Source organism: Pantoea dispersa (assembly GCF_014155765.1).
Taxonomy (GTDB): domain Bacteria; phylum Pseudomonadota; class Gammaproteobacteria; order Enterobacterales; family Enterobacteriaceae; genus Pantoea; species Pantoea dispersa.
This window is the reverse complement of sequence record NZ_SCKT01000008.1, coordinates 118247-129682: the sequence shown is the minus strand read 5'-3', so window position 1 is coordinate 129682 and position 11436 is coordinate 118247. Positions and strand designations below refer to the sequence as shown.

The following is an 11436-nucleotide window of genomic DNA, read 5'->3' as shown; positions in this document are numbered from 1 at the left end:
GCCGGTTTGTTTCACAAATGTGATTGAGATCACAAACTATTTTTGGTTGAAAATGCGCCAGATCACACTCTGTGCTGACAGAAAAAGGCGATGTAAGGAAGTGACGAAAATCTGAAAAGCGGGCAGTGGAGAACTGCCCGCTGAACGGCTTACTGCAAACCGCCCTGTACGGCATTTTGTGCCTGGGTCAGCGCCTGCGTGTTGCTGGCGAGATTGCTCATCAGCGTGTTGTACTGCGTGGCCTGCTCCTGCGTCGGGAACTGAACGCCGCCGTCATTGAAGCTGACGCGTGCGCCCTGCGACTGCAGATAATCGCCGGCCTGAACTGCCGACTGGCTCAGCGCCTGCAGCTGCGGCAGCAGCGGGATCAGCGTGCTGGCTGGCTGCGTCACCACTTTGGCGTACACGCTGTCGTACACTTTCTTCAGATCGTCCGGCTGCTTCAGCGTGGCTTTGCTGCTGTCGGCCTGCATCTTGGCGCTCTGAATCTGCTGCGTCAGCACGCTCAGATTGCCGCTCGCCTGGCGCAGGCTGTCGCGGCGCGTCAGATAATCCTGCGGCACGCGGATGGCCGCCAGCTCATCAACCACCGGGCGCATGCCCTGATCCACCGCCTGATTCACCTGCTGCGAGAAGCCATACAGGATGGCGTAATCACTGGCGTAGTTACCGAAGGTTTGCTTCTGGTTTTCGCTCAGGCTGGGCAGATGTTCACCGCTGCGCATCACGGTGTTTTGCAGAAAATCAGTAAAGGCTTTGCGCTGATCGCCCTCTTTATCGCCGCAGGCGGTAAGCTGCAGCACAAGTAGCACGCCGGTCAGCAGCATGCCGCTACGCATCCAGATGCGGGAAATTCCTGACGCCATAATTCAACTCCTGTTGTGACGATGGCTAAATTCGATTCGCTGGGAAAGGTCCTAAAGAATAGTGCAATGGCCCCGGCTGTACAACGGCTGGTCTGCAGTGCTTCACGCTGGTGCGTGCCTGCTGCACAACTGTGCAGCGCAGCCTGCCTGCGAGCGCAGCGCTGTGCAATAACGCATGTAATTCAGGCTGATAGCAACCTGGCATTGATATTGCCTGCTTTCTGGCAGATGCAGGAGCGATCGCGGGCAACCGACGTCGCCACACAATTTGCAATGGGTCACTAGGGTTCCGATCGCGAGATGCTGGTCCGAGAGTGACCGACCGTCCTCTGACGGTTACACGGCGGGAAAAAAGCCCGGGAGGAAAGCGAGAACGTTGCTCGCCGCCTCCTGCCTGATTTTCGTCCGTTAACGCCAGAGGAATCATCATGATTAAAGCCTGTCTGCGCCTGCTGCTGATTTGCAGCGTCGCCCTGTTCAGCGTTCCGTCGCTGGCCGCCGCTAAACCTTCCTTTAAGCTTTGCTGGTCCATCTACGCTGGCTGGATGCCGTGGGATTACGCCCAGCAAAGCGGCATCGTGAAAAAGTGGGCCGATAAGTACGGCATCGATATTCAGTTTGTGCAGGTTAACGACTATATCGAGTCGGTCAATCAGTACACCGCAGGTGGCTTTGACGGCTGCACCATGACCAATATGGATGCGCTGACCATTCCGGCCACTGGCGGCGTCGACAGCACCGCGCTGATTGTCGGCGACTACTCCAACGGTAACGACGGCATTCTGCTTAAAGGCGCGGACAGCGTCAGCGCGCTGAAAGGCAAACCCATCAACCTCGTCGAACTCTCGGTCTCACACTATTTGCTGGCGCGCGCGCTGGAGAAATCCGGCATGAGCGAGAAAGACGTCAGGGTGGTTAACACCGCCGATGCCGATCTGGTGGCGGCGTTTGGCACTGCTGACGTTAACGCCATCGTCACGTGGAATCCGCTGCTGGCGGAAGCAGAGAAGCAGCCGGGCAGCCATCTGGTGTTCTCCTCGGCGCAGATCCCGGGCGAAATCCTCGACCTGCTGGTGGTCAACACCGCCACGCTCAACAAATATCCTCAGCTCGGCAAAGCGCTGACCGGTGCCTGGTACGAGACGCTGCACAGCATGGCCGGACAGAGCGACAGTGCCAAAGCGGCGCGCACGCAGATGGCGCAGGCATCCGGTACCGATCTGGCCGGTTTTGATCAGCAGCTTGCCGCAACACACCTGTTCAGCGATGCCAAAACCACGCTGGATTTTGTCGACAGCCCGCAGTTAAAAGCCACGATGCAACTGGTGGCCGAATTCTCCTTTAAACACGGCCTGCTGGGTGAAGGCGCGCCGGGGGCCGATGCGGTAGGGGTCGCTACCCCGGCCGGTAACTGGGGCGATGCCGGCAACATCAAACTGCGCTTTACCGATACCTTCACCACACTGGCCGCTGCCGGTCAGCTGTAAGCGAGGCGCTGCCGATGCGTAAATTGATCAACTACCAACCGCTGCCGCTCGGCCGCCTGCTGCTTGGCATTCTGCCGCTGCTGGCGGTGCTGCTGGTCTATCTGTTCGCGTCAGATGCGCGCCTCAGCCTGAACGCGGCAGACAAGCTGCTGCCGGGATTCAACGCCATGGGCGAGGCCATCAGCCGGATGGCGTTTCAGCCCAGCCCGCGCACCGGCGAGTATCTGCTGTGGAGCGATACCGCCGCCAGCCTGCTGCGTTTGCTGAGTGGCGTTGCTATCAGCGCGCTGCTGGCGCTGGCAATCGGCCTGTTCACCGGTGCGCTGCCGGTGGTGCGTGCGGTGCTGGCGCCGCTGGTGACGCTGTTTGCGCTGGTGCCGCCGCTGGCGATTCTGCCCATTCTGTTTATCTGCTTTGGCCTTGGCGAAGTCTCCAAAGTGGTGCTGATCGTTATCGGCATCACGCCGCTGATCGCCCGCGATCTGCAGCTGCAGGTGCAGAAAATCCCGCAGGAGCAGCTGGTCAAGGCGCAGACGCTGGGTGCGCATAGCGCGCAGATTCTGTGGCGGGTGATTCTGCCGCAGCTGATGCCGCGCCTGTGCGATGCGGTGCGGCTGTCGCTCTGTTCGGCGTGGCTGTTCCTGATTGCTGCCGAAGCGATTGCAGCCACGGAAGGCCTCGGTTATCGCATCTTCCTGATGCGCCGCTATCTGGCCATGGATGTGATTCTGCCGTACGTGGCGTGGATCACCCTGCTGGCCTTTGCCCTCGACCTGCTGCTGCGGCTCGTCAGCCGACGCTGCTGGCCGTGGTATCACGCCAAATAAGGAGCGTGCGATGCCCTTACTGCAACTGAAAAATCTGGAAAAACATTACGGCGATCAGGTGGTGCTTGAGCGGCTGAATATGCAGGTCGAGCGCGGCGAGTTCGTGGCGATTGTCGGCGCCTCAGGCTGCGGCAAAACCACGTTTCTGAATATGCTGCTCGGCACCGAAGCGCCGACTAAAGGCGAGCTGCTGCTGGATGGCGCACCGATTCCCGACGAGCCGGATGCCCATCGCGGCGTGGTGTTTCAGCGCTACTCGGTTTTTCCGCATCTGACGGTGCTCGGCAACGTGATGCTGGCTGACGAGTTCAGCAGCGCACGCTGGCTGGGACGCGTCTGGGGACGCAAACGTCAGGCGATTCGCCAGCGCGCGCAGGCAATGCTGGCGCAGGTCGGACTGGAACAGGCGCAGAGCAAATATCCGCATCAGCTGTCGGGCGGCATGCAGCAGCGTCTGGCCCTGGCGCAGGCGCTGATGAAACAGCCGCGCATTCTGCTGCTGGATGAACCTTTTGGCGCGCTCGATCCCGGTATTCGCAGCGAGATGCATCAGCTGATCACCCAGCTGTGGCAGCAGCATCAGCTAACCATTTTCATGATCACCCACGATCTGAAAGAGGGTTTCAGCCTCGCGTCACGCCTGCTGGTGTTCGACAAGCTGCGCCACGATCCGCACGCGCCGCAAGCCTGGGGCGCCACTATCACTTACGACCTGCCGCTGGATCGCACTCAGCCCGCCGCTGAAGTGCTGTCCGCAACGCAGGTGGCTTAAAGGAGAGCACGATGCAGCCATACCAAACCCTGCTGCCCGCCGGGGCGCACTGGTCTTTTGTCATGCGCAGCGGTAGCGCGCTGACGCTGACCGATGTGGAGGGCGGCGCCAGCGCCAGCCTGCTGTTTTATAACCCGGAAAACCTGCTGGAGCGCTACAACGCGCCGGATACGCTCAAATGCCAGCACACTTTCCGGCTCACCGCCGGCCACTGTCTCTACTCGGACATGGGGCGCATTTTCTGCGGCATTGAACACGACAGTTTCGGCTGGCACGAGAGCGTGTGCGGCACGCTGAACGCGGCACAAACGGCCGCGCGCTATGGGGTCAGCGATTATCAGCAGGCGCGCAACCTGCGCCATCAAAACGGCTACGACAGTTTCCTCGTCGAGCTGGCGAAATATGGCCTTGGCCAGCGCGACATGGCGGCCTGCCTCAACCTGTTTGCCCAGGTATGCGCCGATGACAGCGGACGCTTAACGCTGGAGCGGCAGGGCGAAGCCGGCGCGCAGGTTCGGCTGCGTTTCGCCATGGACACGCTGGTGCTGCTGCACACCTGTCCGCACCCGCTCAGCCCGGCGAGCGATTATCCGCGCCAGCCGCTGCAGCTGATGCTGGATGCGCAGCGCGCGCCGCTGCCGGAAATCTGTCTGCAGCGCGCGGAAAACCAGCGCGGCCTGCGCAATAACGCCCTCTATCAACTGCAGGAAGAAGTGTGATGATCAAAGCGAGTGAACGAAACCCGGCGCAGGCGCGTCTGCAGCAGCAGATCGACGCCGGTGATTACTGGCTGCAGCGCATTGCCGCCGGAGAAACGCTGCGCATTACCGATCTGGAAGGCAATCAGGCGGCGGATACGCTGTTTTTCAACGCCGACGATACCGCCGAGCGCTACAGCATGAGCGAGACGCTGCGCGGCCAGCACAACGTGTTTCTTACGGCCGGCAGCGTGCTGCGTTCTAATCTTGATCGGCCGATGCTGACCATCACCGCCGATACCTGTGGCCGTCACGATACGCTCGGCGGCGCCTGCTCGTGCGAGAGCAATACGGTGCGTTATGACCTCGAAAAGCGCCACATGCACTCCTGCCGCGACAGCTGGATGCTGGCGGTCGCCGCGCATCCGGAGTCTGGCCTGACGCGCCGCGATATCACGCACAACATTAACTTCTTTATGAATGTGCCGGTGACCCACGACGGCGGCCTGACGTTTGCCGATGGCATCTCCGCGCCGGGTAAGTATGTTGAGATGGTGGCGCAGATGAACATTCTGGTGCTGATCTCCAACTGTCCGCAGCTCAACAATCCCTGTAACGGTTACAACCCGACGCCGATTGCCGTCAGCGTGTGGTGATTCTCTGACGCAACGGGACGACCCGTTTTACGCCGTCACAGCTGGTGCAGGACGACCTGCCGCAATAAGAGTATTCAGTCATGATTGATCGCGTATTGATTGCCAACCGTGGCGCGATTGCCGTGCGTATCATCCGTACCCTGCAGGCCATGAATATCCGGGCGATTGCCGTCTATGCCGAAGCCGACCGCCATGCGCGCCACGTGCGGCTGGCCGATGAAGCCTGGTCGCTGGGCAAGGGCCAGGTGCGCGACACCTATCTCAACCAGGACAAACTGCTGGCGATTGCCGCGCAGAGCGGCGCACAGGCGCTGCATCCGGGCTATGGCTTTCTCAGTGAAAAACCGGAGTTCGTCACGCGCTGCGAAGCAGCAGGCCTGCATTTTCTCGGACCGGACGCGGCGCAGATGCTGGCGTTTGGCCTGAAACATCGCGCGCGTGAACTGGCTGAGCAGAACGCGGTGCCGCTGCTGCCGGGCAGCGGCCTGCTGACCTCATTGCAGCAGGCTCAGGCTGCCGCGCAACAGATTGGCTATCCGGTGATGCTGAAAAGCACCGCCGGCGGGGGCGGCATTGGGATGCAGCGCTGCAACAGCGCGGACGAGCTGGAAGACGCCTTTACCCGCGTGAAGCGGCTGGCAGGCAATAATTTCGCCGACGATGGCGTGTTTTTAGAGAAATTCATCGCCCGGGCGCGCCATATCGAAGTGCAGATTTTTGGCGATGGCCAGGGCAACGTGATTGCGCTGGGCGAACGCGACTGCTCGGCGCAGCGCCGCAATCAGAAGGTGCTGGAGGAGACGCCCGCGCCGCGGCTGAGCGATGCGGTGCGCGCGCAGCTGCAGGCCACCGCCGTACGGCTGGCGCGCGCCGTCAACTATCGCAGCGCCGGCACGGTGGAGTATGTTTACGATGAGGTCAGCCAGCAGTTCTGGTTCCTCGAGGTGAATACCCGCCTGCAGGTTGAGCATGGCGTCACTGAACTGGTATACGGCGTGGATCTGGTGCGCTGGATGGTCGAACTGGCGCAGCAGCGTTTGCCGCCGCTGGCGACGCTGCAACCGGTGGCGCAGGGCCATGCCATTCAGGTGCGGCTGTACGCTGAGGATCCGGCGAAGCAGTTTCAGCCGAGCGCCGGACTGCTCAGCCACGTGCAGTTCCCGACGGCGCTCGATCACGCCACGCTGCGCATCGATAGCAGCGTAGAGAGCGGCATGGAAGTTTCACCGTTTTACGATCCGATGCTGGCGAAGATCCTCGTGCATGCGGCCGATCGCCAGCGCGCGCTCGACGGCATGATCGCGGCGCTGGCGCAGAGTGAGCTGTATGGCATCGAGACCAACCTGCGCTGGCTGCGTCAGCTCTGTACGCTGCCGGACGTGCAGCAGGGACGCATCATTACCGCCACGCTCGGCAGCGTGGCGTGGCAGCCGCCGACGCTGGATATCCTCAGCGGCGGTACCCTCACCACGGTGCAGGATGCGCCGGGCCGCGTCGGCTACTGGCACGTCGGCGTACCGCCTTCCGGGCCGTTCGACAGCCGCGCCTTTCAGCTGGGCAATCGCCTGCTGGGTAACGAGGCCCAGGCGGCCGGGCTGGAAATCACGTTGCGCGGTCCGACGCTGCGCTTTAATCAGGCGTGCAGCTTTGTGCTGAGCGGCGCGCCGCTGGCAGCCACCCTCGACAGCCAGCCGCTGGCGATGCATCAGGTGCTGCATGCGCAGGCCGGGCAAACCCTGACGCTGGGTGACGTGCGCGACGGCTGCCGCAGCTATCTGCTGCTGGCGGGCGGGCTGGATACGCCGCGCTATCTGGGCAGCCGCAGTACCTTTACGCTGGGTAAGTTTGGCGGTCACGCCGGGCGGGCGCTGCGCGCCGGCGACGTGCTGCAGCTGGCCGCGCCGCGTCAGGCTGCGGCGGCGCGCCTGCCCGAGACGCTGCTGCCGCCGCTTAACGGTGAATGGCAGCTGCGCGTTATTTATGGTCCGCACGGCGCACCTGCCTTCTTTACCGATGACGATATCGACGAATTTTTCGCTGCCGAGTGGCAGGTGCACTACAACTCCAGCCGCACCGGGATTCGGCTGATCGGCCCGAAACCTGACTGGGCGCGCAGCGACGGCGGCGAGGCGGGCATGCATCCGTCCAATATTCACGACAACGCCTATGCCTTTGGCACGGTGGATTTTACCGGTGATATGCCGGTGATCCTTGGTCCGGACGGCCCTTCGCTGGGCGGCTTTGTCTGCCCGGCGACGGTGATCGACGCCGATCTGTGGAAGCTGGGTCAGCTCAAAGCGGGCGATCGACTGCGCTTTGTGCCGATCGCCCTTGCTGATGCCGATCGTCTGGCGCAGGCGCAGCGTCACGAGATCGCGCATCTGCAACCGGAAGCGGTGTGCGTGGCGCCAGCACTGCCGCTGATCGATCCGATCTTGCACCAGCATGCAGCAACCGCCGGGCGGCCTGCACTGTGCGTGCGCGCCGCGGGCGACCGTTTTCTGCTGGTGGAGTATGGCGCGCTGACGCTGGACATCGCGCTGCGTTTCCGCGTCCACGCCCTCATGCAGTGGCTGGAGGCGCATCCGCTGGCGGGTCAACTGGAGCTGACGCCCGGCATCCGCTCGTTACAGGTGCATTATGATGCGCAGCAGTGCGCAAGAAGTGAGCTGTTGGCGCAAATTTTGCACGCTGATAATCTGCTGGGCGACCTCGCCGACGCGGCTGTGCCGTCGCGCACCGTGTGGCTGCCGCTCAGCTGGGATGATGCCGCCTGCCGCGAAGCCGTAACACGCTATAGCCAGTCGGTGCGTCCGAATGCGCCCTGGTGCCCGAGCAACATTGAGTTTATCCGGCGTATTAACGGGCTCGATAGCGTGGAGGCGGTGAAACAGATTGTGTTCAGCGCCTCGTATCTGGTGATGGGGCTGGGCGATGTCTATCTCGGCGCGCCGGTGGCAACGCCACTCGATCCGCGACACCGCCTGGTGACCACCAAATACAATCCGGCGCGCACCTGGACGGCGGAAAACTCGGTGGGCATCGGCGGCGCGTATCTGTGTGTTTATGGCATGGAAGGGCCGGGCGGCTATCAGTTCGTTGGACGTACGCTGCAGATGTGGAATCGCGATCGCCGCACCAGCGCCTTTACCCAGCCGTGGCTGCTGCGTTTCTTCGACCAAATCCGTTTTTATCCGGTCAGTGCCGACGAACTGCTGCAAATCCGCGAACGTTTCCCGTGGGGCGATTATCCGCTGCGCGTGGAAGCCGGAGAATTTCGCCTCGCCGACTATCAGGCGCTGCTGACTGCCCAGGCGACGGAGATTGACGCATTCCAGCAGCAGCGTCAGCAGGCGTTTGACGCCGAGCTGGCACGCTGGCGCGCCGATGGCCAGTTCACCTTCGACAGCCAGCTGCAGGCGCAGAGCAGCGAGGAAGTGGTGGTGCCGGCGGGCTGCCACAGCGTGGAGAGCCAGGTGGCGGGCAGCGTGTGGCAATGGCTGGTGGCGGAAGGCAGTGATGTGACCGCGGGTGCCACGGTAGGCATTCTCGAATCCATGAAGATGGAAATCCCGATCGTGGCGCCGGTCAGTGGCAAAATCCACAGCCTGCAACGCCAGGCCGGGCAGCAAGTGCAGGCGGGTCAGTTACTTATGGTGATCGATCCGTTTGCAGTATAAGAAAGAAGAAAAAATAATCAGGAAACAGGCAGCAAAACCGGGGATCTGACCCATACTTAGAGACCCGGTTCAATGTTGCATTGCCCTGACATCTTTTCGCAGTGTGCAACAGGCTGTGTCCCGTAACGGTTTCATTAAAACACTATTTTCGCCCTGATAAGGGAAAACTGTTTCGGGATACAGCCTGATAAGGCCGGTTTCAGCGCCTGGTGGCGCTTACCTCTCTACTTTCACGTGCTTCATAGTGAGTTTTAAGGAGTTCTCTATGGAAATAAAAGATCCAATGGTCGAATTACTCAGCAGTCTTGAGCAAATTGTTTTGACACGTGATGCACAGACTCCCGTATCAGAAATTGCACTCAATACCGTTTCCGTTCCCGAACCGCAGCGTTTACGCGAGATGACCGGCATGCAGGTGGATGAATTCGCCCGCGTGATGGGGGTGAGCGTCTCGTCAGTAAAAAGCTGGGAAGCGCAACGTACGCGCCCATCCGCCACGGCTCGCAAACTGATGAAACTGCTGCAGGCCAATCCGTATCTGGGCCGACAGCTGCTGGAATAACGCCGACTATCGGTTCTCTGTGACCCGCCTGCACGGCGGGTTTTTTTCAGCTTAAGCCACCGTATTTCGCCGCCTGTTTGACAAACCAGCTTTCCGGCACGCTGTATGGCGGTTTTGCCAGCTGCGCGATGCCCTGTTCAATGATGTGATTCGCCTGCTGCCATAAACGCCGATCGCCCTGCTGTAACAGCTGAATCTGAATCTGTTTCTCGACCAGGTAAACCCGGGCAAAGTTGGGATCGAACTGCACGATGGCACGGGTGTTATCGATGATATCGGCCAGCTTGATGGTTTGCGCCTCGGGCGAGGCTTCGGCAGTGTGGCGAAAGTGTGCCAGCTTACGGGCGGTACGATTTTTCGCCTGCGGCTGGGCGCTGTCGGTGAGCATGTCCACCAGGTGTGCAACGCGCGCACCAAAGTGTTCTTCAATATCCTGTAAAGTACTGGCGGTGTCCTCTACCGTGTCGTGCAGCCAGGCGGCAGCGATCATCGCTTCGTCATCGCTGACGCTGCGCACCAGCTCCGCGACGGCAGCCGGATGCACAATATAGGGTTCGTCGGTGTATTTGCGACGCTGGCCCGCATCGGCATGTGCCTGCGTGGCATAACGGCGCGCCTGCTCTTCCAGTGAATCACGCATCTTCACACTCCAGGAAAAAGTTGCTTGCAATTATCTAGCGCGCTATTTATATTGAGTCGCATGAACAGTAATCAAGATGACAAAAAAGTGAAGCCTGCGCCACTCCAGCTTGATCAGCATCTGTGTTTCGCGCTCTATTCGGCGAACCTGGCGATGCATAAAGTCTATCGCCAGCTGCTGGCGGCGCTGGAGATCACCTATCCGCAATATCTGGTGATGCTGGTGCTGTGGCATCAGGATGATCTGACGGTATCGGAGATTGGTGAAAAGCTGTTTCTCGATTCGGCCACCCTGACGCCACTGCTGAAACGACTGGAGAGCGCTGGTCTGCTGCGCCGCCAGCGTTCGCGTCAGGATGAGCGCCAGGTCGTGGTCACGCTGACCGACCAGGGACGCGCGCTGCAGGAAAAAGCCGCCAGCATTCCGGAAGCGGTACAGTGCGCGACCGCCTGCGATACCGACACCATGACGGCGCTGAAACAGCAGCTGGACGATCTGCGCGGCAACCTGAATCGCGCCACCTGAGCATCAGGGATGTCGCTGCGGCGGCATCCTGAGAGTGAAGTTTCCCTTGTGCCTTATAAATAGCACGCTATTATATAGCGAATAGTGAGGTTATAATGTCTTTAGAAAAAGTGATTTACACCGCCAAAGCCAAAGCAACCGGTGGCCGCGATGGCCGCGCCACCTCGTCTGATAACGTGCTGGACGTGAAGCTGGGCGTGCCAAAAGAGATGGGCGGCGCGGGCGGCGAGGTGACGAACCCGGAGCAGCTGTTTGCTGCCGGCTACTCTGCCTGCTTCCTCGGCGCGATGAAATTTGTCGCCGGCCGCGACAAAATCGCCATGCCAAAAGACGCGTGGATTGAGGGCGAAGTAGGGATTGGCCCTATCCCCACCGGTTTTGGCATTGAAGCAAAACTGAATATCCATCTGCCAGAGATGGACGCGGCGGAAGCGCAGAAGCTGGTTGATGCGGCACACATTGTTTGTCCGTACTCAAACGCGACGCGCGGCAACATCGACGTGACGCTGAATATCATCAACTAAGTTGATGCATGCATAAAAGGCTCCTGCGGGAGCCTTTTTTATCACGAACACCATCCCGCATCCCATCGAACTAAAGAATTTTCTGGTCTTACCATTGGTTAAATGTTCTACTGCTGCGCTCCGTGCATCATCGTAATTATTTGGGTTCAGATTCGTCCCGATCCTACTCGCCAGGTCACGCTTTTCTGCTATGTAAGCG

Annotated in this window: 11 protein-coding genes and 1 riboswitch; of the genes, 9 read left to right on the top strand and 2 right to left on the bottom strand. The window is 60.5% G+C overall.

Annotation, left to right across the window (positions count from 1 at the left end; translation table 11 throughout):
* Positions 1–149 precede the first annotated feature (149 nt).
* A complete protein-coding gene (locus tag H7K56_RS19235; protein WP_010616539.1) occupies positions 150–866 on the bottom strand; it encodes a DUF3053 domain-containing protein in 717 nt (238 codons plus the stop codon).
* Positions 867–1136: 270 nt separating this feature from the next.
* Positions 1137–1231, top strand: a riboswitch (guanidine-I (ykkC/yxkD leader).
* Positions 1232–1294: 63 nt separating this feature from the next.
* Here H7K56_RS19235 and H7K56_RS19230 point away from each other — a divergent pair.
* From H7K56_RS19230 to H7K56_RS19200, 7 genes are all read left to right on the top strand, one after another.
* Positions 1295–2353, top strand: coding sequence for a putative urea ABC transporter substrate-binding protein (locus H7K56_RS19230; protein WP_150360988.1), 1059 nt, complete (start codon positions 1295–1297; stop codon positions 2351–2353).
* A gap of 14 nt (positions 2354–2367) precedes the next feature.
* Positions 2368–3180 (top strand): ABC transporter permease, encoded by an 813-nt coding sequence (locus tag H7K56_RS19225; RefSeq protein ID WP_058771035.1) that lies wholly within the window; start codon positions 2368–2370, stop codon positions 3178–3180.
* Between the two features lie 10 nt (positions 3181–3190).
* Positions 3191–3952, top strand: a complete 762-nt coding sequence (locus H7K56_RS19220; protein ID WP_058758072.1) for an ABC transporter ATP-binding protein — start codon at positions 3191–3193, stop codon at positions 3950–3952.
* 11 nt (positions 3953–3963) lie between these two features.
* The gene (locus H7K56_RS19215) at positions 3964–4671 is read left to right on the top strand and encodes an urea amidolyase associated protein UAAP1 (RefSeq protein ID WP_150360987.1); all 708 of its coding nucleotides are present in this window, start codon (positions 3964–3966) and stop codon (positions 4669–4671) included.
* Positions 4671–5306, top strand: a complete 636-nt coding sequence (locus H7K56_RS19210; protein ID WP_132466083.1) for an urea amidolyase associated protein UAAP2 — start codon at positions 4671–4673, stop codon at positions 5304–5306. The genes H7K56_RS19215 and H7K56_RS19210 overlap by 1 nt, the downstream gene beginning before the upstream one ends.
* An 80-nt stretch (positions 5307–5386) precedes the next feature.
* The gene (gene uca / locus H7K56_RS19205; RefSeq protein ID WP_150360986.1) at positions 5387–8986 is read left to right on the top strand and encodes an urea carboxylase; all 3600 of its coding nucleotides are present in this window, start codon (positions 5387–5389) and stop codon (positions 8984–8986) included.
* A 265-nt stretch (positions 8987–9251) separates the two neighbouring features.
* Positions 9252–9548, top strand: a complete 297-nt coding sequence (locus H7K56_RS19200; RefSeq protein ID WP_021507026.1) for an HTH-type transcriptional regulator — start codon at positions 9252–9254, stop codon at positions 9546–9548.
* 46 nt (positions 9549–9594) lie between these two features.
* Here H7K56_RS19200 and H7K56_RS19195 read toward each other — a convergent pair whose 3' ends face one another.
* Positions 9595–10188, bottom strand: a complete 594-nt coding sequence (locus H7K56_RS19195; RefSeq protein ID WP_021507025.1) for an HD domain-containing protein — start codon at positions 10186–10188, stop codon at positions 9595–9597.
* 60 nt (positions 10189–10248) lie between these two features.
* Here H7K56_RS19195 and H7K56_RS19190 point away from each other — a divergent pair, with 60 nt between their 5' ends.
* Entirely contained in the window at positions 10249–10713 is a 465-nt protein-coding gene (locus H7K56_RS19190) for a MarR family winged helix-turn-helix transcriptional regulator (RefSeq protein ID WP_150360985.1), read from the top strand.
* Between the two features lie 95 nt (positions 10714–10808).
* Entirely contained in the window at positions 10809–11237 is a 429-nt protein-coding gene (locus H7K56_RS19185; protein ID WP_021507024.1) for an organic hydroperoxide resistance protein, read from the top strand.
* Positions 11238–11436: the final 199 nt, after the last annotated feature.